This window comes from Streptomyces lydicus (assembly GCF_004125265.1).
GTDB classification, from domain to species: domain Bacteria; phylum Actinomycetota; class Actinomycetes; order Streptomycetales; family Streptomycetaceae; genus Streptomyces; species Streptomyces lydicus_C.
Genome location: NZ_RDTE01000003.1, coordinates 1,962,353 through 1,987,071 on the forward strand (window position 1 = coordinate 1,962,353; position 24,719 = coordinate 1,987,071).

Annotated in this window: 17 protein-coding genes and 1 pseudogene; 8 read left to right on the forward strand and 10 right to left on the reverse strand. The window is 72.3% G+C overall.

What is annotated here, in order from left to right; all coding sequences use genetic code 11:
* The first annotated feature begins 4 nt into the window (after positions 1-4).
* Positions 5-475 (forward strand): hypothetical protein, encoded by a 471-nt coding sequence (locus tag D9V36_RS41950; protein WP_241721294.1) that lies wholly within the window; start codon positions 5-7, stop codon positions 473-475.
* On the opposite strand, the pseudogene D9V36_RS11345 reads toward D9V36_RS41950, so the two are convergent.
* From D9V36_RS11345 to D9V36_RS11360, 4 genes and pseudogenes are all read right to left on the reverse strand, one after another.
* Positions 475-1,023: pseudogene (locus tag D9V36_RS11345) on the reverse strand (IS5 family transposase); the annotation flags it as partial. The gene D9V36_RS41950 and the pseudogene D9V36_RS11345 overlap by 1 nt on opposite strands.
* A gap of 196 nt (positions 1,024-1,219) precedes the next feature.
* Positions 1,220-1,690 carry a glycosyltransferase family 2 protein gene (locus D9V36_RS11350; RefSeq protein WP_241720828.1) on the reverse strand — a complete coding sequence of 157 codons (471 nt, stop codon included), beginning with the start codon at positions 1,688-1,690 and terminating at the stop codon, positions 1,220-1,222.
* 381 nt (positions 1,691-2,071) lie between these two features.
* The gene (locus D9V36_RS11355) at positions 2,072-2,944 is read right to left on the reverse strand and encodes a dienelactone hydrolase family protein (protein WP_129293661.1); all 873 of its coding nucleotides are present in this window, start codon (positions 2,942-2,944) and stop codon (positions 2,072-2,074) included.
* Positions 2,945-3,204: 260 nt separating this feature from the next.
* Positions 3,205-4,404 (reverse strand): S8 family peptidase, encoded by a 1,200-nt coding sequence (locus D9V36_RS11360; protein ID WP_129293662.1) that lies wholly within the window; start codon positions 4,402-4,404, stop codon positions 3,205-3,207.
* 660 nt (positions 4,405-5,064) lie between these two features.
* Here D9V36_RS11360 and D9V36_RS11370 point away from each other — a divergent pair.
* A complete protein-coding gene (locus D9V36_RS11370) occupies positions 5,065-5,955 on the forward strand; it encodes an aminoglycoside phosphotransferase family protein (protein WP_129293663.1) in 891 nt (296 codons plus the stop codon).
* Positions 5,956-6,139: 184 nt separating this feature from the next.
* On the opposite strand, the gene D9V36_RS11375 is transcribed toward D9V36_RS11370, so the two are convergent.
* Positions 6,140-6,871, reverse strand: coding sequence for a 3'-5' exonuclease (locus D9V36_RS11375; RefSeq protein WP_129293664.1), 732 nt, complete (start codon positions 6,869-6,871; stop codon positions 6,140-6,142).
* 201 nt (positions 6,872-7,072) lie between these two features.
* On the opposite strand from D9V36_RS11375, the gene D9V36_RS11380 reads away from it, so the two are divergent.
* Positions 7,073-7,900, forward strand: coding sequence for an SDR family NAD(P)-dependent oxidoreductase (locus D9V36_RS11380; protein WP_129293665.1), 828 nt, complete (start codon positions 7,073-7,075; stop codon positions 7,898-7,900).
* A 21-nt stretch (positions 7,901-7,921) separates the two neighbouring features.
* Here the strand turns inward: D9V36_RS11380 and D9V36_RS11385 are convergent, their stop codons facing one another.
* The 3 genes from D9V36_RS11385 to D9V36_RS11395 form a co-directional block, all read right to left on the reverse strand.
* Positions 7,922-9,172: an SAV2148 family HEPN domain-containing protein gene (locus D9V36_RS11385; RefSeq protein ID WP_129293666.1), complete on the reverse strand. Its 1,251-nt coding sequence runs from the start codon at positions 9,170-9,172 to the stop codon at positions 7,922-7,924.
* Between the two features lie 100 nt (positions 9,173-9,272).
* Positions 9,273-10,622 (reverse strand): copper amine oxidase, encoded by a 1,350-nt coding sequence (locus tag D9V36_RS11390; RefSeq protein WP_129293667.1) that lies wholly within the window; start codon positions 10,620-10,622, stop codon positions 9,273-9,275.
* 49 nt (positions 10,623-10,671) lie between these two features.
* Positions 10,672-11,487 carry a Tat pathway signal sequence domain protein gene (locus D9V36_RS11395; protein ID WP_129293668.1) on the reverse strand — a complete coding sequence of 272 codons (816 nt, stop codon included), beginning with the start codon at positions 11,485-11,487 and terminating at the stop codon, positions 10,672-10,674.
* Positions 11,488-11,729: 242 nt separating this feature from the next.
* On the opposite strand from D9V36_RS11395, the gene glgX reads away from it, so the two are divergent.
* Positions 11,730-13,976 (forward strand): glycogen debranching protein GlgX, encoded by a 2,247-nt coding sequence (gene glgX, locus D9V36_RS11400; RefSeq protein WP_129293669.1) that lies wholly within the window; start codon positions 11,730-11,732, stop codon positions 13,974-13,976.
* Here the strand turns inward: glgX and D9V36_RS11405 are convergent.
* The gene (locus D9V36_RS11405; RefSeq protein WP_241720830.1) at positions 13,973-15,265 is read right to left on the reverse strand and encodes an MFS transporter; all 1,293 of its coding nucleotides are present in this window, start codon (positions 15,263-15,265) and stop codon (positions 13,973-13,975) included. The genes glgX and D9V36_RS11405 overlap by 4 nt on opposite strands.
* Positions 15,266-15,415: 150 nt before the next feature.
* Here D9V36_RS11405 and treY point away from each other — a divergent pair, with 150 nt between their 5' ends.
* On the forward strand, positions 15,416-17,875 hold the full coding sequence (gene treY / locus D9V36_RS11410) for a malto-oligosyltrehalose synthase (protein WP_129293670.1): 2,460 nt from the start codon (positions 15,416-15,418) through the stop codon (positions 17,873-17,875).
* Between the two features lie 173 nt (positions 17,876-18,048).
* Positions 18,049-20,025, forward strand: coding sequence for a tetracycline resistance ribosomal protection protein Otr(A) (otr(A), locus tag D9V36_RS11415; protein WP_129293671.1), 1,977 nt, complete (start codon positions 18,049-18,051; stop codon positions 20,023-20,025).
* 82 nt (positions 20,026-20,107) lie between these two features.
* Here the strand turns inward: otr(A) and D9V36_RS11420 are convergent, their stop codons facing one another.
* Complete coding sequence (locus tag D9V36_RS11420; protein WP_129293672.1) at positions 20,108-20,653, reverse strand: DUF1707 and FHA domain-containing protein; 546 nt, start codon at positions 20,651-20,653, stop codon at positions 20,108-20,110.
* 329 nt (positions 20,654-20,982) lie between these two features.
* On the opposite strand from D9V36_RS11420, the gene treZ reads away from it, so the two are divergent.
* Entirely contained in the window at positions 20,983-22,875 is a 1,893-nt protein-coding gene (gene treZ / locus D9V36_RS11425) for a malto-oligosyltrehalose trehalohydrolase (protein WP_129293673.1), read from the forward strand.
* Between the two features lie 73 nt (positions 22,876-22,948).
* A complete protein-coding gene (locus D9V36_RS11430; protein WP_129293674.1) occupies positions 22,949-24,700 on the forward strand; it encodes a PucR family transcriptional regulator in 1,752 nt (583 codons plus the stop codon).
* Positions 24,701-24,719: the final 19 nt, after the last annotated feature.

Here is a 24,719-nt window from a genome sequence, read left to right on the forward strand (position 1 = left end):
CCTTATCCAGGCCGAGCTGGCCGCGGCCGAGCTGGAATGGCAGGAGTGGGCGATCCCCCGCAGACGGGTCGATATGGTGCTGGCTCCGGGCGGCGGCGACACCGCTGGCACGGAGGTCACCCCGGATCCGCGGGATGCGGACGCGCAGTCGGCGCCCGGCGATGCGGCGAAGCCGAGATCGCAGGTGCCCATGTGGCGCGAGGGGCTGGCCTGGTCGGTGCTGTCGGTGGACTACCAGCGCATGCTGGAGACGCTCGCGAACCGGTCCCGGCTCGGTCAAGGACCGCTGACCTGCCAGGAAATGACCACCTTGTTCGGCATGGACGTGGTGCCGGCGCGGGTGGAGGCACTGCGGTCGAAGGCGAAACGGCTGGTCGCGCGCGGCTGGCTGGCCGAGCCCGCGCCGGGCCGGTTCACGCTCGCGAAGGCTGTGGCCGGGCCAAGCAGGGTTATGAGCGGCGTCATCGACCAGTAGGCCATCGCTTCGGTGCTGGTGGTGCGCTGCTCGTAGTCGCGTGCCAGGCGGCGGGTGCGCATCAGCTGGGCGAAGAACCGCTCGACGATCCACCGCTTGGGCAGCACCACGAAGCCGCGCATGTCGTCGCTGCGCTTGACGATCGCCAACACCAGCGCGAGCGCGGTGAAGCAGTACTCGACGAGGCTGCCGGTGTAGCCGCCGTCGGCCCAGACCAGCTCCAGCCGGTGGTGCGCGTCGACCACCTGCCCAAGCAGCACGTGGACGGCGGTGCGGTCGCCAGTGTCCGCGGCAGTGACCATCACGCCCAGCAGCAGGCCGAGCGTGTCGACCACAACGTGCTGCTTGCGGCCGTTGACCAGCTTGCCGCCGTCGAAGCCGCGGCTGTCCGTTCCGACGACGGCGTCCACCTTGACCGACTGCGAGTCGATGACGCCGGCCGACGGCTCGGCGTCCCGCCCCGGCCTCTCGCGGATCCTCGCGCGCAGCCGGTCGTGGAACTCCTTGACCAGACCGTGGTCGCGCCAGCGGCGGAACACCGGCGGCATGCATATCCAGGCCCGCCGCTGCCCGCCGCGAAGCCGGCAGCGCCGGCCGGAGCCCCTTAGGCCCTCACACCACCACCCCACACAGCACGCCCTGACGCACCGTCAGAAAAGTCAGCATGAGGTCAGCATGAAGACTGCCACACCCACCCACACCTGATCACATATGCGCACCGGCAAATCTGCACAACATGCCTCCCTACCTGCAAAAACCCTGGTCAAAACGCCGCCTGCAAATCAGGCGCAAATCGCGATACCAATGGAACCCGAACAAGTACTCGGTCGAGCGGCCGCGCTCCCAGATCGTACGGGTATGGCGGGTGCGGACCGTGCCTGCCGCTACCGAGACGCTCGGATCGTCGAAGACGGGCAGGACGGTCTCGATGTAGTCCGGTGCGAGGACGGTGTCCGCGTCGACGGCCAGGACGAGATCGGTGGTGCAGTGTGGAAGGGCGTAGTTCTGCGCTTTGGCCTTGCTGCCGAGATTGCGGGGCGGGCGCAGGACCGTGACGCCGTGTGAGGCTGCCACCTCGCCCGTACGGTCCGTGGAGGCGTCGTCCACGACCAGGATCCGGTCAGGCCGGAGCGTTTGGTGTGCCAGCGACTCCAGTGTGGCCGGCAGCCCTTCCTCCTCGTTATGAGCGGGCACGATGACGGTGATGGTGTGCAACTCGATCTCCCCCTGTCTTGCGGATCGCGCCGACTACGACCGTGAACAGTCCGATCACGCCGTAGACCATGGTGCTGATGCCGATGAACGGCAGTCCTCCGTGCATGTCACCGACGGTAGGGGGATGAGGCACCGGATGGTTCCGGAGGATGCCTCCTGTGGATAACTCATCGGAAGTCGTCAGGGATTGTCGACTCATCGGGGACCGTCAGGGATTGTCGGAGACGGCCGCGGAGGAGTTGCCCACAGGAGGTGCCAGGACGAGGGCCCTGTGCGAGAGGAGCGGGTCAGCCCGCGTGGGGGCGGCCCACACGGGAGCCGGTCAGCCCACATAGAAGAGCTGGGAGCGCTGGGAGTGCTGGGAGCGCTGGGAGCGCTGCGTCACGCGCCTTCCCGGGTGGCCGTGGTTCCCGTCGCCTCGCCGCCGTGCTGCTGCGAGGCGAGCAAGCGGGTGCGGAAGAGATCGAGTACGTCGTCCAGCGCGGTGCGGGTCGGCTGGCCGGGTTCGTCGATGAGGTGCTCGGTCAGCACGGAGTGCGGCGGCAGCACGGCATCGGGGTTCGCGGCGTCGTCGTCCAGTTCGACGGCGGTGAACGCCGCACCGAGTTCACGGCGCAGGAAGGCGAACCGGTCGCCCGGTACCAACCGGTCCGAACGGAACCGCAGCCCCATGACCCGGAGGTCCGCACGCTCACAGCGGCCCCGCACGGTGGCCAGGTCTTCGGCGGAGATGTCGATACCGCAGGACCGGCTCCTGGTCAGCGGCAGCGGCAGGGACGGCTGGGACAACACGGGGGCGAGAAGGCGGTCATCGGCCGCCATGGCCAGGGCGAAACCGCCGGTCAGGCACATCCCTACAGCGCCGACGCCGGGGCCGCCGCAGCGCTGGTGTTCGTGCGCGGCCAGCGCCCGAAGCCAAGTGACCACGGGGGACGACTTTCCCGTGGCCAGGACGGTGAATTCCCGGCTCACACACACCTTCCACAGCGATGAGGCCGTGTAGAGCCCGGACTTCAGCCGGCCGGCGGACGCAGGGTCCGCATCGCGGCCGGGCGTGCCGAACAACACCGGGAGCACGGCCGTGCAGCCGAGGGCGGCCACCCGTTCCGCGAATGCCAGCACCTTGGGCGTGATGCCGGGTATTTCCGCCATCACGATCACCGCGGGCCCCGTACCGCGCCGCAGAATACGACGGGTGGCGCCGTCATGGGTGAAGGTACTGCGGTCAAATCCGGTCAGGTCGTGATCTGCCATGGCGTCGGACTACCACCGTCCTGGTCGATTGTGTGGTCGGGGCCGGTCCGAACAGGTACGCCTCGCCCCCGCCCGGCGTGGCTCAACACGAGCCTATCCAGCGGTTCTTGTGGGCGCGCACCATTGTTCGGTTCGCCCCCCGGATCGCCGCCCCCGCCTGCGCCCTCACGCCCCCTGCCCCGGAACACCACGACGCCGGCCGTCGCGCCCCGTGGGGGCGAGCGCGACGGCCGGCGGGTGGAGCCGAGGAGGTCAGGTGACTACTTGACGACCTTCAGCAGCTTGTTGGGCGTACCAGCGCTCGGGTTGCTGATCTTGCCCTCCGTGGCGCCGTCCGTCAGGGCCTTCTCCACGTCGGCCGGCTTGGCGTCCTTGTGGTCGGCCAGGTAGACCGCGGCAGCACCCACGACGTGCGGAGTCGCCATGGACGTACCGGAGATGGTCTTGGTGGCGCCGTCGTTCCAGTCCGAGGTGATGTCGGAACCGGGGGCGTAGAGGTCCACCGCCTTGCCGAAGTTGGAGAAGTCGGACTGCTGGTCGTCCTTGGTGCTGGAGGCCACGGTGATGGCCTCCTTCACGCGCGCCGGGGAGCTCTGGCCCGCGTCGGAGGACTCGTTGCCCGCCGCGACACCGAAGGTGACACCGGCGTCGATGGCCTTCTTCACGGCCGTGTCCAGCGCCTCGTCGACGCCGCCGCCGAGCGACATGTTGGCGACCGAGGGGCCCTTGTGGTGCTGGGTGACCCAGTCGATGCCCGCGACGACCTGCTCGGTGGTGCCGGAGCCCTGGCCGTCGAGGACCTTGACGGCCACGACCTTGGCCTTCTTGGCGACACCGTGCTCGGTGCCGGCGATGGTGCCGGCCACGTGGGTGCCATGGCCGTTGTCGTCCTCGGCCTTGTCGCCCTTGTCGATGGCGTTGAAGCCGTACGACGCGCGGCCACCGAAGTCCTTGTGGCTGATGTGGATTCCGGTGTCGATGACGTAGGCGGTGACGCCCTCACCCGCGGCCTCGGGGTAGGTGTACTTCTTGTCGCCCTTGGTGTCCGTCTGGTCGATCCGGTCCAGACCCCACGACGGCGGGTTGGCCTGGCTGGCGTCGATGTGGAACTTCTTGTTCTGGACGACCTTGTCGACGGACGGGTCGGCGGCGAGCTGCTTGGCCTCTTCCGTGCTCAGACCGCTCGCCGAGAAGCCGTCGATCGCGGAGGAGTACTGCCGCTTGACCTTTCCGCCGTACTTCGCGGCAAGGTCGCCGCTCTCGGCGGTGTGCACCGACTTCTTGAGCATGACGATGTAGCTGCCGTTCACGGCGCCCTTGGCCTCGGCTCCGTAGATCTTGCCTTCGGCTGCAGGCGACGCACCCGCGGTGACCGCGGTGACGGCGGCGATACCAGTGGCGGCTACTGCGGCGGATATCGCCGTGACCAGCCGCTTCTTGCTGGAACGCTTGTGAGCCATTGCGAGGATTCTCCTCGTTCGTGGTGTGGGGGGAAAGCGTTGCGCAATAGCCCGACGAGACCGGAAGATCTACGCCGGACTGGCTCGAAACCCTGTCTGATTGATGAGTTCAATTCAAGGCTCGCCAGGGCGTGTGAGATAGCCAACAAGGCCGATGAATTGGGAAAGGGTTTCAGAAGTGGTCAAAAGGAACGGCTAGTTGAACCGGGCCGACTCAACTCCGTTTACGTATCCGCAATGGAGAGTGACGGAGAGGTGGACGACACCTCCGGCCGATCGCCGTTCGGCCGTCGACTGAGGCTTGTCACGAGAGTGCTCATGGCGCTCATTACGGCTTATTCCAGGGCCAGTTGAGAGACGTGGGGCCCCTCAGCGCCGGCAGCGGGCCAAGACCGGATTGCCGTCCCGGGCGAAGCGCCTACGCGCGGTGTCCATGTCGACGGCGCCGCTGTAGTACTCCCGCAGGCCAGGGGTGGCGATCTTGTCCTTCCACTCCGGGTAGCCACGGGACGGACCGGACCGGTGCGGAGCCCAGGGATTCCGCCGGCGCGGTGCCGTTGCCCAGTCGACGGGAGGTTTCCCGGGTCGCGCCGGCGGACCTGCAAAACTGGTCGCGTTCACGCACCGCAGGAGGTACCCGTACCCCAGGAGGCACACCCGATGACCGAACCGACCCCCGCCGCTTTCACGGAAACGCGCGCCCGGGACGTACTGGCCTCGGCCGGCCGGCCCGATGCGGCAGCCGACGCCGCGCTGCTCTCGCTCGGCGAGAACGCCGTCTTCGCCCTCGGCGACAACGGGCCGGTCGTACGGGTGGGCCGCAGCGCCGAACTCCTGGAGCGGGCCGAGCGGGAACTGGCGGTGGCGGGGTGGCTGGCGGCCGAGGGAGTGCCGGCCGTACGGGCCGCGGAGCCCGTGGCCACCTTGGTCGACGGACATCCCGTCACCTACTGGCACCGGCTGCCGGAGGCGGTCCGGCCGGCCGGGCCGGACGATCTCGCCGCCCTGCTGAAGCTGGTCCATGCCCTGCCGGAGCCGCCGTTCGCGCTGCCGCGGCGCGAACTGCTCGGTGGCGTCGAGCGGTGGCTGCGCCTGGCCGGCGACGCCGTGTCGGCGCCCGACGCGGAGTATCTGCGCGGGCGGCGGGACGCGTTCGCGGCGGCGGCCACGGCCCTGGAACCGCATCTCCCCCGCGGTCCCATCCACGGCGACGCGCTGACCCGCAACGTTCATGTCGGGCCCGATGGACCGGTGCTGGTCGACCTGGAAACCTTCTCCTTTGATCTGCGGGAACACGACCTGGTCGTCATGGCGCTGAGCCGGGACCGCTATGGCCTGTCCCCGGACGCGTACGACACCTTCGTGTCCGTTTACGGCTGGGACGTCCGGGACTGGGAGGGCTGCGCCGTACTGCGCGGGTCCCGGGAGACGGCGAGCTGCGCCTGGGTGTCCCAGCACGCGCCGGGAAACCCGGCGGCACTCAAGGAGTTCCGGCGCCGCATCGCCTCGCTGCGCGACAAGGACGCGACCGTGCGGTGGTATCCCTTCTGAGCCGCGCGGCCGGAGGCCGGGACTCGGAGACCGGGGCCCGGAGGGCGAGGCCGGACTCCCGGAGCGGGGAGAAGCGGGGAGAAGCCGGCAGAGTGGACCCGCGCCCGCCGCCCTTGGCAGCTTCGCGGGGGCCGGCCCGCGGCGCGGCCGTGACGACGCCCTCCGCTCCCGCCCAGGCCTCGGCTCAGGCCCCGGCCCCGGGCCCGGCCTGGTACGGAATCAGGGGCCAGGCCCGCTCGACTATCGCCTGTGGATCGCCGGAGCGCCGCAGATACGCCTGGAACGAGGCGGCCTGATCGGCGGCGGCCTTCTCCTGGAGGTCATGCAGCGCGCGGGGCGAGGGGAGCGCGACGGCCGGGAACGTCTCCCCGATGCGCCGGGCGACCCCGGCCGCTGCCGCCGCGTCGGCGCCCGCTTCGTGGGCCCCCTCCAGCCGGACGCCGTAGTGGCCGCAGAGCGCCTGCAGTGCACGCTTCCCCTTGCGGTAGCGGTCCACATGCTTGTCCAGGACGAGGGGGTCGATGACCGGTGCGGGGGCGTGTCCGAGACGGTCGGTCAGCGTCCGCAGGCCGTGGCGCCGGCACTCGCGGTCCAGGAGGGAGAGGTCATACCGGGCGTTCATCACCACCAGCGGGATGTCCGCGCGCAGGGCATCGGCCAGTGCCTCGGTGATCTCCTCTATGGCGGTCGCCGGCGGACGGCCGTGTTCTCGGACATATGCGGTGGAAATGCCGTGAATGGCCGACGCTTCCTCGGGGATCGGGACCCCCGGGTCGAGCAGCCAGGTCTGCTGCCCGGCCGCGCGGCCGTCCCCCTCCAACCGGATCAGCGCGGCGGTGACGATACGGTCCCGCTCGACATCGGTGCCCGTGGTCTCCAGGTCGAAGCTGACCAGCAGCTCCTGATGCCAGCTCATGCCGAAACCTCATGACGTCCGGTCTCGCACTCGCTCGGCGCGCCCCCGCCCACAGTTCTCTCGCTACGCTCGCTCATGCGGCCTCCTTCGGTGGTACTTCCCCCGTTGCCCGCCCACTCTCGCACGCACCACTGACAATCGACCGGCCGCCTGTCGCGACGGGGCAGCCCGGGGCCGGCCGCCACCCCTAGGCTGACCGCCATGGACCTACGGCTGGCAGGACAGGGCGCGCTGGTGACGGGCAGCAGCTCGGGGATCGGGGCGACGATCGCCGGGATGCTGGCGGACGAGGGCTGCGACGTGCTCGTGCACGGGCGCAGCGCGGGAGCCGCGGCGGCCGTCGCCGAACAGGTCGCGGCCCGCGGCGTACGGGCCGAAGTGGTGCTCGGAGACCTGACGGAGCCGGGCGTCGCCGAGCAGGTCGCCCTCACCGCACGCGACTTCGGTGCCCGCATCCTCGTGAACAACGCCGGTCCGTTCGCCGAGCACGACTGGGAGAGCTCCCGGCCGGCCGACTGGCGGGCCGCCTTCGAGGGGAACGTGCTGCCGACGGTGCGGGTCAGCCAGACGCTGCTGCCCTCGCTGCGGGCGCACGGCTGGGGCCGGGTGATCACCATCGGCAGCCGGGCGGTGCGGACACCACTGCCCAACATGGTGGCGTACTCCGCCGCCAAGGCCGCCGTGGTGAACATGACCACCAGCCTGGCCCGGCATCTCGCCGGGACCGGCGTCACCGCGAACTGTGTGAGTCCGGGAGTGATCGTCACTCCCTCCCTGTCCCGGATGTTCGAGCAGCGGACGGGCGGGGACGAGGCACCGGCGGAGGGCCCGGTGGGCGGACGGGAGGGCGGACCGGAGGGCGGACGGGACGAAGCGGAGATCGTCGCGGAGTACGCGCCCAACCCGAGCGCACGCCTGGGGCGCCCGGAGGACATCGCCGCCGCGGTCGCCTACCTGGCGAGCCCGCTCGCCGACTACGTCAACGGGATCGAGCTGCGGGTCGACGGAGGGATCACGGGGACCCCGTAAGACGCCTCCCGGTGGACCCGGTCAGGAAACCGGCCGCGAATCCGCCCACATGCTCTCGAATTCCTCCCGGTAGGTCTCGAAGAGGCCGTGGTCGCCGTCGCCGGCGTCCCGGGCGTCCTGGCGGACGACCTCCCGGCCGCCGCCGCGGAGCACGAGGACAGGGGACTCCATGCCGCGGCTCTTGCGGAGGTAGGGCTGGACGACCGCCACGCCGTCGGAGCCGTCCCCGTCGACGAGGTAGGCGGTGAAGCGCGGGGTCTCGTCGAAGACCTGGATCTCGAAGGCTCCGGGGTCGCGCAGCCGGGCGCGCACCCTTCGCATATGGAGGATGTTCATCTCGATGGAACGGCTCATCTCCCCCTTCTTCAGCCCGATTTCGCGCTCCCGGCGGCGGACCGCGCTGCTGGCCGGGTTGAGGAAGAGCAGACGGACCCGGCAGCCGGATTCGGCGAGCCGGACCAGCCGGCGGCCCGAGTAGTTCTGGACGAGGAGATTCAGTCCGATGCCGACGGCGTCGAGCCGGCGGGCGTTGCCGAACAGGTCCTCGGCGGGGAGCTGGCGCTGCAGCCGCACCCGGTCCGAGTGCACCCCGATGACGTCGGCGTAGCGGTCGCCGACCAGGTCCTCCACCGCGTCGATGGGCAGCCGTCCGGAGATCCGGGTGCCGACGCCGGAGCCGAGGATGTCCAGGAGGCGGGCGGAGGCGCGCTCGGCCTGCGCGAGGACCGTCTCGGACAGGGCGCGGTTGCGGGAGACGATGTTGCGGGCGACCTCCAGTTCGTCGAGGGCCAGCTCGAGCTCGCGGCGGTCGTCGAAGTACGGCTCGAAGCAGGGCCAGTGCTGGACCACCAGTTCGCGGAGTTGCGGCAGCGTCAGAAAGCTGACGATGTTGTCGTCCGCGGGGTCGAGGAGGTAGCCCTTGCGGCGGCTGACCTCGCGGACGGCGACCGCGCGCTGGACCCACTCCTGTCCGGCGGGGCCGGCCGCCGCGACGACCCATTCGTCGCCGTGCACCGGCTCGTAGATGGGCCGCAGCACCGCCGCGACGACGGCCCGCAGCCGCTGCTCGACGAGATTCAGCCAGATGTAGGCCCGGCCGGCCCGCCGGGCCCGGGTGCGCACCTCGCTCCAGGCGTCGGCGCCCCAGTCCAGCTCAGCGCCGATCTCCAGCGGTCGTGCCAGGGACACCGCGCCGGGCGGTGCGTCGACGGAGCCGCCCTCATGGCCCTCATGACTCTCGTCACCAGGGGGCAACTCCAGCCCGCCGCTCACCTGCCACCGCCTTCCGAACCCCCGTGCCAACGATCAAGGCAGACTACTGCGGTGCGGGAGGCGGTGCAGCAGGAAGGAGGGAGTCGGTTACCAACTCCCCTTATCCATAGTGCCCGTTGTGCCCGGACAGTGCGGGGGGAGTGAGCGGATTCATAGCGGTGACGTCACGGGGAACCAGCTGGAAGCCCTGCCAGTGAACAGGCATGGGTTCCTGGTCCTCGTCCCTGGCGATGTGGTGGAACCCGATGTTGACCCACGCGATGGGGTGTTTCAGCGGCTGGCCGTTGACCCAGGTGTCGACGCTCTTGCCGGCCCGCGCACCGCAATTGGCCAGGTTGTTGCTGGCGAACTGCTCGCATTTGTTGTACTCGGTGAAGTAAATGTCGTGTGTGGTGTAACTGCGTCCGGTGTACTTGCTGGAGGGGCCCGGCACGATTTGGTACGAGCGCGGGTGGCCGTCCTGGTTCTTTCCGGTGTCGCTCACCACCCGCCACCAGCGCAGCGGGCCGGAGTCCCCGGCCAGTTCCTTGGTGACCGGGGTACGGGTGGTGCGGATGGTGGGGGTGTTGCCGCCGGGCCGGATCGTGGTGGCGGAGTCGAACTGCTCGACCTTGTTGGCGGCGCTGCCGTCCAGGCCGAAGTTCAGCCGCCAGAAGACGTTGTGGCTGTGGCTGGTGGCGTAGTCCTTGGCGCCCTTGCCGATCGGCGTGCCCCGGCCGTCGCCGGCGTCGAAGTCGCTGGGTGAGAGGGTGCCGGTGGCGCCGATCTGCAGGGTCATGGTGCCGTCGCCGGAGAACCGCCACTCGCTGATGTACTCGTACCAGCCGGTCTTGTTGACGGTGTAGAGCAGCAGGTCCTTGCCCTGGAGCTGGTAGGTCCTGGCCTGCTCGCCGGGGTAGGGGCCCATCCGGTAGGCGTGGCCGCGGGCGCGGGTGGTGGCGCACAGGCCGCTGACGTCGGGGGGTGCGGGGTCGTAGGCGCCGGGTACCCGGACGGTCTTGATGGTGCCGCCGGGGCATTCGGCGGGGTCGAGCTTCATCAGGCCCTGGGCGAAGCCCTGACCGGTGAGGTCGTCGTATTCGTTGCTGCCGTCGTCGTAGGGGACGTGGATCTGGGCGAGCTTGGCGGTGGTGAGCACCTTGATCGGGGCGCGTTCGCCCTTGGGCTGGTAGGAGACGTCGTCCAGGACGAGACCGGCGTTGCCTTCGTAGTGCCAGCACATCCGCCAGACGGTGCCGCCCTCCAGCGTCTGGGTGATGCGGTAGGCGGCGCTGCAGCGGGGAGCGGGGGCGGCCGGGCCCGCAGGGAGCGGGGCTCCGGGGGCTCCGGGGGCGGCCTGGGCGGAGGGGCCGGTCAGCAGGGCGGTCGCCGTGAGCAGCACGGGGACGGCGGTGAGGGCCGCGGCACGGCGGCGCGGGCGGCGGGTACCGGTGGGGCGTCTTTCGGGCATACAGGGGCTCCCGGGGAAGGAGTGGCGGGATCGGCGGCGCGCGGGGCGGTCAGCCGAGGCGGGCGACGGTGCGGGCACTGAGGTCGATCACCAAGCGGCGGGTGTCGATCCACGGGCCGTCCTTCACCTTGGTGAAGAGGCGGATGCAGCGGTGTTCCCCGCAGTCGGCCAGGGCGCCCGGCGCCTCGCCCTCCGCGCGGCCGCGGTAGACGAAGCCGGTCACGGCGAGCGGGTCAGGGCCGGTGAGGTCACGTCCGGTGGCCTCGTGGAAGTCCTGGCGCAGCCCGGCTCCCAACGGGGCGGCGATCAGCAGCCGGACCGCCTCGACGGCCTCCGCGTGGCTGGGCGGCGGCTGAACACCGTGCTGGGTGTCCGTCGACTCCACCTTCGAGGTCGTGAGGTTGACGGTGGTGGTGAGGTAGCTGTCGCTCCGGTAGTCGTAGGAGGACACCAGGGCCCGGCGCGGCGGGTCGGCGAGCCCGGCCTCCGCGGGGGTGAGTTCGGCCAGGTCGGTGGTGAGGGGTTCGGGCCCGGACCGTCCGGTGACGTCGGCGGCGACACCGCGCCGGGTGCGCGGCCGGGCCAGATCCCGGGCCCGCCGCAGTTCGTCGTCGGTGAGCGGGTCCCGTCCCCGGCCGCGTTCCCCCTGCGGGCGGGCCGCCTCGACGACGCCGGGCGGCGGGGGCCCAGGATCGGCTCCCGGCACGGACCGGCCCACCGCACCGGGCCGGCTCGGGCCGCCCGCCCCGCCGGCGGCGTCCGCGCCGGCGGGGAGGGTGATCGCGGCCATGAGGGCGGTGCCGGTCAGTGCGAGGGCGGTCCCCGCGAGGACCTTGCCGAGGTGGCGGTGCATCAGATGGCGCACGGTTCCCCCCTGCTGTCACATTCCATGACATGCATGTCGGATCCCCCGTCCGTCCTCCAACAGGACGACCAGTAGGACGATCCGACATCGCGACAGGTTGCTCCACCATTGAGCGGAGATCCCGCGAAAAGCCCTCTGTGTGCGAGAAGTTGCGAAAAGTTGGGGAAGGATTTCGATTCGTTTCGCGGATGTGCGTCGTGGAGTCGCCGCTGCGCCCGAGAAGAAAGTGGAAGAGTCTACCCATGCAGGTCTGGCCGGGACAGATGTATCCGCTGGGTGCCACCTATGACGGGGCGGGCACCAACTTCGCGGTGTTCTCCGAAGCCGCGAAGCGCATCGAACTGTGTCTGCTGCACGACGACGGTTCGGAGACCGCCGTCGAGCTGCGGGAGAGCGACGCCAATGTGCGGCACGCGTACCTTCCGGGGGTGATGCCGGGAGCACGCTACGGCTTCCGGGCGCACGGTCCGTACGAACCGGAACGGGGGCTGCGCTGCAATTCGGCGAAGCTGCTGCTCGATCCGTACGCACGGGCCGTGAGCGGCCGGATCGACTGGGACGAGGCCGTCTACGGCTACCACTTCGGGCGTCCCGAGGTCCGCAACGATCTGGACTCGGCGCCGCACACCATGGCGTCGGTGGTGGTCAACCCCTACTTCGACTGGGGTGACGACCGCCCGCCCCGTACCGCGTATCACGAGACGGTGCTCTACGAGGCCCATGTGAAGGGCCTGACGATGCGCCATCCGGAGCTCCCCGAGGAGCTGCGCGGCACCTACGCCGCGCTGGCGCATCCGGCGGTCATCGACCACCTCACCAAGCTCGGGGTGACCGCGCTGGAGCTGATGCCGGTGCACCAGTTCGTCCAGGACCACCGGCTGGTGGACGCGGGGCTGACGAACTACTGGGGCTACAACACCATCGGGTTCTTCGCCCCGCACAACGCCTATGCGTCGTGGGGCGACCGCGGGCAGCAGGTGCTGGAGTTCAAGACGGCGGTGCGGGCACTGCACCAGGCCGGTATCGAGGTGATCCTCGATGTCGTCTACAACCACACCGCCGAGGGCAGCCATCTGGGCCCGACGCTGTCGTTCCGGGGGCTGGACAACGCCTCGTACTACCGGCTGTCGGACGACAAGCAGTACTACATGGACACCACGGGCACCGGGAATTCGCTGCTGATGCGCAGCCCGCATGTGCTCCAGCTGGTGATGGACTCGCTGCGCTACTGGGTGCAGGAGATGCGGGTGGACGGCTTCCGCTTCGATCTGGCGGCGACGCTGGCCCGGCAGTTCCACGAGGTGGACCGGCTGTCGTCGTTCTTCGACCTGGTCCACCAGGACCCGGTCGTCAGCCAGGTGAAGCTGATCGCCGAGCCGTGGGACGTCGGCGAGGGCGGCTATCAGGTGGGGAACTTCCCGCCGCTGTGGACCGAGTGGAACGGGAAGTACCGCGACACCGTGCGGGACCTGTGGCGGGGCGAACCGCGCACCCTGGCCGAGTTCGGGTCCCGGCTGACGGGTTCGTCGGACCTCTACCAGGAGGACGGGCGGCGGCCGCTGGCCTCGGTGAACTTCGTGACCTGCCATGACGGCTTCACGCTGCACGATCTGGTCGCGTACAACGAGAAGCACAACGAGGCCAACGGCGAGGACAACCAGGACGGTGAACGCTTCAACCGGTCCTGGAACTGCGGTGCCGAGGGGCCGACCGACGTTCCCGGGGTGCGCCGGCTGCGGGCACGGCAGATGCGCAACTTCGTCGCCACACTGATGCTGTCGCAGGGCGTGCCGATGCTCAGCCACGGGGACGAGTTCGGCCGCAGCCAGGACGGCAACAACAACGCGTACTGCCAGGACAACGAGCTGTCGTGGGTGCGCTGGCCGGAACGGGGACCGGCGGGCGGGGGCGCCGGCGCACCTGGCGCGCCCGGGGCCACGGACGAGGCGTACGGGGCGCCGGAGGGGGGCGAGGCGTCAGAGGCGGATGGGGCATCGGTGGGGGACGCCGCATCGGAGCGGGATGCGGAGCAGTGGGCGCTGCTGGAGTTCGTGCGGCAGATGGTGTGGCTGCGGCGCGACCATCCGGTGTTCCGGCGCCGGCGGTTCTTCCAGGGGCACCCGATGGAGGGCACCCACGACGAGCTGTCCGACATCGTGTGGTTCACGGCGGGCGGCGAGGAGATGGGGCCGCGCGACTGGCAGTCGGTGCACGCCAAGTCGCTGGCGGTGTTCCTCAACGGCAGCTCGATCTCCGAGCCGGGCCCGCGGGGCGAACCGGTCACCGACGACTCGTTCCTGCTGCTGTTCAACGCCCATGACCAGGAGAAGGAGTTCATCGTCCCCGAGCACCTGGGCCGGCAGTGGCAGGTCGTGGTGGACACCGACCGGCCGCGGGCGGTGGCGGACGGCGGCGGCGCCAAGGTCAAGGCCGGCGACCGGCTGACACTCATCGGCCGGAGCCTGCTGGTGCTGCAGCGGCCTGCCTAGCGGCGGGGCGCCGGGCAGGGGAGCCGAGGGTCCGTCTTCACGGTCCCGTCCGCCTCGCGGCGGCGGGCAGGGATTCCGAGGGCGAGGGCGAGGATCGCCGCGGCGGCTCCGACGGCGACGGCGAAGGCGGCGAAGGGGCCGTAGGCCTCGGCGAGCCGGCCCGAGGCGGCCAGGGACAGGGCCTGGCCGCCGACCACCGCGCTGGTGAGGAAGGCCATCGATTCGGCCAGTCTGCCGGCCGGCACCAGCCGTTCGGTGAGGCCGAAGACCGTGATCAGATGCGGGGCGATGGCCACCCCGAGCACCACGACGACCGGATAGAGCGTGCCCAGGGACCGTGCGAACAGCAGCGGCACGGAAAGCACGAGCAGCGCGGCGGCGGCCGACCGCCGGCGTGTCGGCAGGGTGATCCGGGCGGGGACCAGCGCCAGCGAGAGTCCGGCGACCGCGCTCATCACCCCCATCGCGGCGTAGACGAGTCCGGCCTGGGCGGGCTGGTGGAGGCGTTCGGTGAGCGCGGTGATGCCGGACTGGCAGGCGCCGAAGATCACGCCCTGCAGCGCCATCGAGACGCGCAGGCCGTGCACCGCGCGGGGCATCCGGGCACGGGGCGGACGGGCGCGGACGTCCGTCGCCTGCCGGACCACGGCCGTCGTCCGCACCGCAACGGCCGCCGGACGCACGACCACAGCCGTCGGATGCAGCGCGAACGCCGAGCCGCAGACCGCGAGCAGCAGCGCGGCCAGGGCCAGTGCCACGGCCGGGTGGGCCACCGTGGCGGACAGCCCCACCAGCGCCGGGCCGAGCACGAACGACATCTCGTCCAGGGTGCCTTCGAGGGACAGCGCGGTGTTGATCAGACGGTCGTCGGCCCGGGCGCGACGGGCGAGCGCCACGAGCCGGGTACGGGCCAGCGGCCCGATCTGCGGGACGCCGGCGCCGGCCAGCAACCCGGTCAGGGCGAGCGGCAGCGCCCCGGCCCCGGCGAGGGCGGCGGCCACCAGCGCGGCCACCGCGAGCGCATCGAACCAGCAGGCGACCAGCACCACCGGCCGCTGACCGTACCGGTCGGCGAGCCGCCCGAGCAGCGGCCCGCCCACCGTCTGCCCCGCCGCCAGCGCACCGCCCACCAGGCCCGCGGTCGCCAGCGAGCCGCTGGTCCGCGCCACCAGCAGCAGGCTGCCGAGCTGGCACATGGCCGTGGGGAGCCGGCCGAGAAAGGAGACGACGGGCAGCATCGGCCCGCTCAGGGCCAGCACCCGGCGATAGGTGGCCATTACAGCAGTCATTGCCGGACGCTATCGGGCGCGGTCCTCGCACCCCACGCACCGGACGTACGAAGATCTGCTGCCGTTCCGACCGCCCCGTTGGAGGAAGGGACGATGCTCATGCCGGGCAGGAAGGAGACAACGGGCCGTCAGCGGGGTACGGGTGTCCCCATGACGCAGCCACCGAGTCCGTCGCCGACCGCCACCTACCGGCTGCAAATCCAGCCGGACTTCCCGTTCGCCGCCGCCGAGCGGGCGGTCCCGCATCTCGCCGCGCTGGGCGTCTCCCATCTGCACCTCTCGCCGGTCCTGGAGGCGGTGCCGGGGTCCACGCACGGCTATGACGTGGTCGATCATGCGGCGGTACGGGCCGAACTGGGCGGTGAGCGGGGGCTGCGGGCGCTGGCGGCGACGGCCCGGTCGCACGGCCTCGGGCTGATCGTGGACCTCGTGCCGAACCATATGGCCGTGCCGGGGCCGGTGTCGCTCAACGGGCCGCTGTGGCAGGTGCTGCGCGACGGCCCGGCGTCCCCGTACGCGCGCTGGTTCGACATCGACTGGGACGCCGGACACGGCGGCCGGCTGCTGCTGCCGGTGCTCGGGGGCCGGCTCGGCGAGGAGGCGCGGCACTTCCGCGTCGAGGGCGACGTGCTGCGCTACCGGGAGCGCGCCTTTCCACTGCGCCCCGGTACGGAGGGGCTGGAACTGCCCCGCCTCCTGGATGCCCAGTGGTACCGCCTCGCCTGGTGGCGGCTGGCCCGCAGTGAGCTCAACTACCGCCGCTTCTTCACCATCGCGGAGCTGATCGCGGTCCGTGCCGAGGACCCCGAGGTCTTCGAGGCGACCCACGCCACGGTGCTGCGGCTGATCCGCGAGGGCGTCGTTGACGGGCTGCGCATCGACCATCCGGACGGCCTGGTGGACCCCGGCGGCTATCTGGCCCGCCTGCACGAGGGGACCGGCGGCCGCTGGACGGTGGTGGAGAAGATCCTCACCGGCGGTGAACTGCTGCCGGAGAGCTGGGCCTGCGCGGGCACCACGGGCTATGACGCCCTGCGCCACATCGACGGTCTGTTCGTCTGCCCGCAGGGCGCCGGACGGCTCTTCTCCCACTACCGGGACTTCGTCACCCCGCTGGCCGACGAGGGCGGCGACTGGGAGGAGACGGTGCGCCGGGCCGCGTACGAGGTCATCACGCACGATCTGGCCGCGGAGGTCGAACGGCTGGTGCGGACCGCGGTCCGGATCAGCGCACGCGTCCCCGCGCCGGGCGATCATGCGCCGTGGGCGCTGCGCCATGCCATCCGGGAGCTGATGGTGCGGCTGCCGGTCTACCGCCCGTACCCCGCGGATCCGGGGCAGGCCGAGCAGGACGCGGCGATGCTGGGCACGGCCGCGGCGGGGGCGCGCACCGCCTTCCGGGTGTCCGAGGAGGCGCGGGCGGTGGATCTGATCCACGATCTGGCGCTGGGCCGGCTGCCGGATCACCCGGACCACGACCGCACGGACTGCGCCGACTTCGCCGCACGGTTCGCCCAGACCGCGTCCGCGCTGCACGCCAAGTCCGTGGAGGACACCGCCTTCTACCGTTATCCGGTGCTGCTGTCGGCCTGTGAGGTCGGCGGCAGCCCCGGGGAACCGGCGCTGCCCCCGGAGGCGTTCCACGCGTACTGCGCACGGATGCAGCGGGACCGGCCAACCGCCGGCACGGTGCTCTCCACCCACGACACCAAGCGCAGCGCCGATGTCCGGGCCCGGATCGCGGTGCTGTCGGAGTGCCCGGACCGGTGGCGGGACGTGCTGGGCGCGATGGCCGAGGGGGCGGTGTGCGACGTCGGCGCCGGCGGCCCGGCCGGCGCCGGCCCGGCGGATCCGATGGTGTCGTGGCTGGCCTGGCAGACCGCGTTCGGCCTGGGTGCGCCGGGCGACAAAGCCGCGGCGGAGCGGGTGGCGCCCGCGGTCCTCAAGGCCGTACGGGAGGCCGGGCTGCGCACCTCGTGGACGGAGCCGGATGCGGGTTACGAGGAGGCGGTCGAGGAGTTCGTACGCAACGGGCCGTGCGGTCCCACGGCCGCCCCGCTCGCCGCGCTGGACGAGGAAGTCGCCCCCTTCGTCCGCGCCAATGTGCTGGGCGCGGCGCTGCTGCATCTCACCATGCCGGGCGTCCCCGACCTCTATCAGGGCACCGAACGCGCCTATGCCGCACTGGTCGACCCGGACAACAGGGGGCCGGCCCGCTTCGGTCCACAGCTGCTGGCCGAGCTGGACGCCGGTGGCGCGCCCCGCGATCTGTCCGCGGAAAAGCTCCGGCTGACCGCCACGGCACTGCGGCTGCGGCGCGCTCGTCCCCAGTGGTTCGGCGCCACCGCGTCGTACGAGCCGGTGTACGCGGAGGGCCCGGCGGCCGAGCACTGTGTGGCGTTCTGCCGCAGCGGCCGGGTGCTGACGGTGGTGACCCGTCTGTCGCTGTGCCTGGTGGAGACCGGCGGCTGGTGGGACACCCTGCTGCGGCTGCCGCCGGGCGGCCCCTGGCGCGAGCTGCTGACCGGCCGCGAGCTGCCGGGGGGCGCGGCGGTGGGGCTGAGCGAACTGCTGGCGGTGTCGCCGGTGGCGTTGTTCGTGGCGGAGTGAGGGGGCGCCGGATCATCAGGCCCCGCCCGTTAATTCGGTTGCGGCCCCGCGCACGGCTGGCACCATGACCGCGTACACCCGTTTTTCCCCACATCAGGAGCACGGAATGCGCGGATTCCTCGGAACTACTCATCGCCCCAGCCGGACGACAGTTCTTGAGGAAACCCCTTTCCATGCTTGTTTCGCACACCCTGAACATCGGGATTCTCGCCCACGTCGACGCGGGTAAGACCAGCCTCACCGAGCGGCTGCTGTTCGACACCGGTGCCATCGACCGGCTCGGCAGCGTCGACACGGGTGACACCCTCACGGACACCGGCGAGCTGGAGCGGCAGCGCGGTATCACCATCCGCTCGGCCGTCGCCTCCTTCACCGTCGGCGAGGTGCAGATCAACCTCATCGACACTCCCGGCCATGCCGACTTCATCGCCGAGGTCGAGCGCGCCGTGGGGGTGCTCGACGGTGCCGTACTGCTGCTGTCCGCGGTGGAGGGCGTCCAGGCCAGGACCCGGGTGCTGATGAAGACGCTGCGGCGGCTGCGGCTGCCCACCCTGCTGTTCCTCAACAAGATCGACCGGGCCGGTGCCCGGGACGAGGCGCTGCTCGCGGACATCCGCCGGCTGCTGACACCGGCCGCCGTCCCGATGACGTCGGTGACCGGCCTCGGCACCGCGGGGGCCGGGGTGGTGCCGTACTCCCTGGAGGACCCCCGAGTGCGCGAGCGGATCGCCGAACTCGTCGCCGAGGTCGACGAGTCGGTCCTGGCCCAGCTGGTGGATCCTGTCCCCGCAGGGCGGGAGCGCGGCGAGGACGGTGCGGAGCCGGACGGGCCGGGGCTGACCGCGGAGCGGCTGCGCGCGGCACTCACCGCCCGGACCGCCGACGGATCGCTGCACCCGGTGTACTTCGGCTCCGCGCTCGGCGGTCAGGGCGTCGGCGCGCTCATCGAGGGCATGGCGGGGCTGATTCCGCCGGCACCCGCCGTCCCCGGCACCACTGCGCGGGGCACGGTCTTTGCCGTCCAGCAGCCGCCGGACGGCGAACGGACCGCCCATATCCGGCTCTACGGGGGCGCGTTGCGGCCCCGTCAGCGGGTCGAGCTGCACCGGCCGGGGGCGGACGGCCCCGGCGGGCCCCTGACCGGGCGGATCACCTCGCTCCAGGTCGTCGGCCGGCCGCCCGGTGACGGCGGGCCGCTGACCCCGGGCAATATCGGGGTGGTCCGGGGGCTGCCCGGCGTCCGGACCGGTGACCGTCTCGGACCGGCCGCCGAGGCACCCGCCACAGGCGCCCTGTTCGCCGCCCCCACGCTCGAAACCCTGGTCAGTGCCCGCCGTCCGGCACAGGCCGCGGCGCTGCGTGCCGCGCTGCTGGGGCTCGCCGACCAGGACCCGCTGCTGCGGGCCCGCCCCGCGCCGGGCGGCGCGACCTCGGTGCTGCTGCACGGCGAGGTGCAGAAGGAGATCATCGCCACCACCTTGTGCCAGGAGCACGGCATCGAGGCGGAGTTCGCGCCCAGCCGGGTGGTGTGCGTCGAGCGGCCGTCGGGGGTGGGCGAGGCCTGCCACGAGATCGCCCGGCGCGGCCACACCGGTCCCTGGGCCACGGTCGGCCTCCGGGTCGAGCCGGGCGCCCGTGGCTCCGGCCCGGTCTTCACCTACGAGACCGAACTGGGCGCCCTGCCGCACGGCTTCCACCAGGCCGTCGAGGAGACCGCGCTGGCCACCCTGCGGTGCGGACCGCACGGGTGGGCGGTGACGGACTGCCGGGTGGTGCTGACGCGCTCCGGTTTCGTCGGCCCGCTCAGCACCGCGGGGGATTTCCGTACGGTCACGGCCCCGGTGCTGGGGCGGGCGCTGCGCGCGGCCGGCACCCGGGTCCACGAGCCGTACCACGCCTTCGAGGCCGAGGTCCCGCTCGCCGCGCTCGCCGCGGTGACCGCCCGTCTCGCGGCCCTGGGCGCCGAATTCGCCGACACCACCGGCGGGCGGCATTCCTGGCTGGTCAGCGGTTCGCTCCCGGCCCGCCGGGTCCAGGAGTTCCAGGGGCTGTTGCCCGGCCTGACACACGGTGAAGGGGTGTGGACGTCGTATCCGTCGGGCGACCGGCCGGTGCGGTGGGACGCAGCGCCGCGCGGTGCGTCCGGCTGAGGCGGCGGCTGCCGCGCCCCGGGCGGGGTGCGGCAGCGCGGCCGTCGGGGACCGGCGCGGTGGTCCCGGCCGCGCCGCCCGTTCACCGCTGTGTCAGGACGTAATCCACCTGGCCGAAGGTGATGTGGTCACCGGGGCCGACCGGCACCTCGCCCACCACCCGGCGGCCGTTGACGCAGGTCCCGTTGGTGGAGCCGAGGTCGCGCAGCAGCCAGCCGTTGCCCGCGCTGCGGAGTTCGGCGTGGGCACGGGAGACCGTGTCGTGGTTGAGGCGCAGGCCCACGCCCGGCGCCCGCCCTATGAGCAGCGGCAGCGGGCCCGGTTCGGGCAGCAGCAGCTTCGGCAGCCGCTCTCTGCGCCAGGCGCGGCGTACCCGGATGTGGAACGCGGAGACCCGGCCCACCATCCGCAGGAGGGTGCCCTGGACCTTGCCTCGGTCGGCCAGGTCGGCGGTGACCACATCGATTTCGGACTGCTGCTGAGCAGTGAGGACGAGTTCCAGTCGTCGCAGGAAGGTGTCCTGGGACAGCCGTCCCTGTGCCGCGCCGTCGCGCAGCAGATCAAGAGCGCGTTCCCGGTCCGCATCCGACGGGCGCGCGGGGCGCGCGGGGAACTCGAGCGAAGTCATAGCGTGATTCTCCGGCCACCACGACCCGCTGTCCAGGCGGTGTTGGGCGCTGGGTCGTTGCAGGTGGGCGGGCCGGAGGTGCTGATGGTCGGGGTGGGAGGTGCGGGTGGGCGGGGGCGGACGGTGCGGGTCGGTGCGGCGGACGGTGCAGGTGGGTGCGGGGGGGGGTGGTGCAGGTGGGTGCCGGGGGGATGGTGCAGGTGCGCGTACGGCTCGTAGTGACGGCCGGGGCGGATGGCGCTCAGGCGCCGTGTCGCCGCGAGGGGCTGCCGGGCGGCGGGCGGGCATGCTTTTCCCGTCGGGACCGGAGCGAACGAAGGAGGACGGCCGTGCTGTTCGAGGTGTGGGCTCCGAAGGCCGGGCGGGTCGCGCTCCAGTGGGCGGGTGACCGGGCCGGTGAGCCGGACGTCCCGCTGGAGCGCGACGCCGGACGCGCGGGCCGGTGGCGTGCCGAGGCACCGGCCCGCGACGGGGACCGGTACGGCTTCCGGCTCGACGACGGGCCGCCGCTGCCCGATCCGCGGGCCGCGCGGCTGCCGGACGGCCCCGGCGGCCCGGCCGCGGTCGTCGAGCACGACCGGTTCGTATGGCGGCACCCGTGGCCCGGCCGCCCGCTGCCGGGCGCGGTCCTCTACGAGCTGCACATCGGGACGTACACCCCCGAGGGCACCTTCGACGCCGCAGCCGCGCGGCTGCGCCACCTCGCCGACCTGGGCATCACCCATGTCTCCCTGATGCCGGTCTGCCCGTTCCCCGGCAGCCACGGATGGGGCTACGACGGGGTCGCACCCTGGGCGGTGCACGAACCGTACGGCGGGCCGGACGGCCTCAAGCGGTTCGTGGACGCCGCGCACGGCCACGGACTGGGGGTGGTGCTCGACGTGGTGCACAACCACCTCGGCCCGTCCGGCAACCCTCTCCCGCAGTTCGGGCCGTACTTCACCGACACCCATCACACGCCGTGGGGCGCGGCGGTCAATCTCGACGCCCCCGGCAGCGACGAGGTGCGCGACTACCTCCTCGGCTGCGCGCTGTCCTGGCTGCGTGACTACCGGCTCGACGGGCTGCGGCTGGACGCCGTCCACGCACTGCACGACGACGGCACCCCGCACTTCCTGGCCGCACTGTCCGCCGCCGTCGACACGCTGGCCGAAGAGCTGCGGCGCCCGCTGTTCCTCGTCGCCGAGTCCGATCTGAACGATCCGCGCACCACCGCGCCGCGGGCGGACGGCGGGCACGGTCTGCACGCCCAGTGGAACGACGACTTCCACCACGCCCTGCACACCGCGCTCACCGGCGAATCCCAGGGCTACTACGCCGACTTCGCGCGCGCCCCGCTGGCCGCCCTCGCCAAGACGCTGACCGGCGGCTTCTTCCATGACGGGACGTACTCCAGCTTCCGCGGCAGGACACACGGCGCGCCCCTCGACCTGCGGGTGACGCCCGCGTACCGGCTGCTCGCCTACGCCCAGACGCACGATCAGATCGGCAACCGCGCGCTCGGCGACCGGCTCGCGGCCGGGCTCTCCCCGGGGCTGCTGGCCTGTGCCGCCGCCCTGGTGCTGTGCGCGCCGTTCACGCCGATGCTGTTCATGGGCGAGGAGTGGGGCGCGAGCACTCCGTGGCAGTACTTCACCGCTCACACCGATCCGGAGCTGGCTAAGGCGGTACGCGCCGGGCGCCGTCGCGAGTTCGCGGCGTACGACTGGGCCGGTCACGCCGAGGACTGGCCGGATCCACAGGACCCGGCGACCCGCGACCGCTGCGTCCTGGACTGGAGCGAACCCTCCGTGGAGCCGCACACCTCGCTGCTGGCCTGGCACCGTACGCTGCTGGCGCTGCGCCATGAGCTGCCGCCGTTGACCGATCCCGATCCACGCCACACCGCCGTCCACTACGACGAGCGGGCCCGCTGGCTCCTGCTGCGGCGCGGACCGCTACGGGTCGCGGTCAATCTCTCGCGGGAGGCCACGGCGGCCATTCCGGTCACCGGGGACGGCGCGGACGGGACCCGCCCGGGCGGCGGGGGCGAGGGGGCGGACGGCCACGGCCCGGCCGGGGCCGGGCAGTCCCCGTCCGCTCTGCAGACATCCGCGCTGCAGAGATCCGCGCTCCAAACATCCGCTCTGCAGGCACTGGCGGGCTGGCCCGGTGCCCGGCTTCCCGGGGCTGACGGTGTGCTGCGGCTCCCACCGGAGTCGGTGGTGGTGCTCGGGCCATAGGGGCTGTTGCCACAGGAGCCACAGCCCCTCGCCCGATCGTCCACTCCCCCGGCAGGTGATGGACACTGTGTCCATGCCCCTGCATCTCTCCGATCTGCTGGCCCGGCCCGATCTCCGCCTGTCGGTCACCTACGACGTGCCGCCGCAGCAGCTGGCCCGCACCATCGAGGCGGCGACGGTCTCGGATCTGCCGACGCCCGGGAAGTGGCTGCAGGGCGGCGAACTCCTCATGACCATCGGCCTGTTGCTGCCGATGGAGCCGGCCGCCTGCCGGGCGTACGTCCGGGACGCGGCCGAGGGCGGGGCGGCGTGTCTGGCGCTCGGGCTGGGTCAGGGACTGCCGTACCAGGAGGCGCCGGAGCCACTGGTGCGCGCGGCCGAGGAGGCCGGCCTGCCGCTGCTGACGGTGCCCGACGAGGTGCCGTTCATCGCCGTCACCAAGGCGGTCTTCGACGCACGGGCCGACGAACAGCGCGCGCTGCTGCAGCGGGCGTTCGCGACCCAGCGCCGGCTGACCGCCGCGGCGACCGGCGACGGACTGCGGCCGATGCTGGCGGAGTGGACGGCCGCCACCGGCGTGGGCGCGGCGGTGCTGGACCCGCTCGGGCGGCTGCTCGCCACCAGCGAGCGCGCGTCGCGGCCGCTGCCGGCGCAGGCACACGAGCTGCTGGACCGGGTCGCCGCGCGCGGACTGCGCGGCAGCGCGTCCAGCACGGCCGCCGGGCAGCAGCTGGAGGTGCAGCCGCTGGGCGCACGGCGGCTGCGCGGACTGCTGCTGCTCACCGGCCGGCCGGACGACGCCGCCCGTTCGGTCGTACCGGGCCTGGTCTCGCTGCTCTCCCTGGAGCTGGAGCGCCGCCACCTCCGCGATGAGCCGGAGCGCCGCCGCCGGTCGGCGCTGCTGTCGGAGCTGCTGGCCGACGAGGATCCGTCCGTCGACCGGGCCCGGGACATGCTGCGTTCGGTGGGGCTGACGGCCGAGCGGGTGCGGGGGGTCGTGGTGGCGGCGGAGGGCGCCCCGGGAGGCCGTACGACAGCGGGTGCCGCGGCAGCCGGAACGGGAGGCGGAACGGCAGCCGGAACGGGAGGCGGTGCGACGACCGGAGCCGGGCCGGCCACCGGGGGCGGGCCCGCGGACGGGACCTGGTCCGCGGACAGTGCCGGGCCCGTGGAAGGCACCGGGCCCACGGACGGCGCCGCGCAGGAGATGGCCGCCGATCTGGCGCTGGCGGTGCCCGGCGGCCTGGTCAGGGTCGTGGAAGGAGGGCCGGAGACGGTCATCGAGGCGGTGGTGGGTGAGGAGCTGGACATCCGCGAAGTACTCGCCCGCTTCGCCCCGCGCTGCCCGGCCGGGATCGGGCCGGCCACGGCACCCGAAGCGGTCCGGGTGTCGCTGCGCCAGGCGGCCGGGCTGCTCGCGGTCAGCAGGGCGGGCAACGCGCCGGCACAGGCCCGGCAGAGCCAGGCCAGCCGGCTGCTGCTCGACCTGGGCGACCGCAGTACGCTGCACGGCTACGCCGACACCGTGCTCGGTCCGCTCGACCTCGCGGACCACGGCGAGGAGTTGATCGCCACCCTGGCGGCCTGGCTGGAGACCGGTGGCGCATGGGACGCCACCAGCCGGCGGCTCGGCGTCCACCGGCACACCGTACGCAACCGCCTCGACAAGGCCATGGACCTCACCGGCCGCCGCCTCGACGACCCCGACGACCGCTTCGACCTCTGGCTGGCCACCCGCATCCGCCGCGGCGGCGCCCCGTCAGGCGGGTCCGGCGGGTCCGGCGGGTCCGGCGGGCGGCCCGCTCCCCCACCGCCAGGCCGGTGACGCGGAGCCCCGTCGCCCG

What these genes read in the sequence shown, in the direction of transcription:
- D9V36_RS11360 (WP_129293662.1), bottom strand. Translation starts at nt 4,404, where the DNA reads ATGGCTCACAAGCGTTCCAGCAAGAAGCGGCTGGTCACGGCGATATCC.
- glgX (WP_129293669.1), top strand. Translation starts at nt 11,730, where the DNA reads ATGCAGGTCTGGCCGGGACAGATGTATCCGCTGGGTGCCACCTATGAC.
- D9V36_RS11380 (WP_129293665.1), top strand. Translation starts at nt 7,073, where the DNA reads ATGGACCTACGGCTGGCAGGACAGGGCGCGCTGGTGACGGGCAGCAGC.
- D9V36_RS11405 (WP_241720830.1), bottom strand. Translation starts at nt 15,265, where the DNA reads ATGACTGCTGTAATGGCCACCTATCGCCGGGTGCTGGCCCTGAGCGGG.
- treY (WP_129293670.1), top strand. Translation starts at nt 15,416, where the DNA reads ATGACGCAGCCACCGAGTCCGTCGCCGACCGCCACCTACCGGCTGCAA.
- D9V36_RS11370 (WP_129293663.1), top strand. Translation starts at nt 5,065, where the DNA reads ATGACCGAACCGACCCCCGCCGCTTTCACGGAAACGCGCGCCCGGGAC.
- D9V36_RS11355 (WP_129293661.1), bottom strand. Translation starts at nt 2,944, where the DNA reads ATGGCAGATCACGACCTGACCGGATTTGACCGCAGTACCTTCACCCAT.
- D9V36_RS11420 (WP_129293672.1), bottom strand. Translation starts at nt 20,653, where the DNA reads ATGACTTCGCTCGAGTTCCCCGCGCGCCCCGCGCGCCCGTCGGATGCG.
- D9V36_RS11390 (WP_129293667.1), bottom strand. Translation starts at nt 10,622, where the DNA reads ATGCCCGAAAGACGCCCCACCGGTACCCGCCGCCCGCGCCGCCGTGCC.
- D9V36_RS11375 (WP_129293664.1), bottom strand. Translation starts at nt 6,871, where the DNA reads ATGAGCTGGCATCAGGAGCTGCTGGTCAGCTTCGACCTGGAGACCACG.
- D9V36_RS11430 (WP_129293674.1), top strand. Translation starts at nt 22,949, where the DNA reads ATGCCCCTGCATCTCTCCGATCTGCTGGCCCGGCCCGATCTCCGCCTG.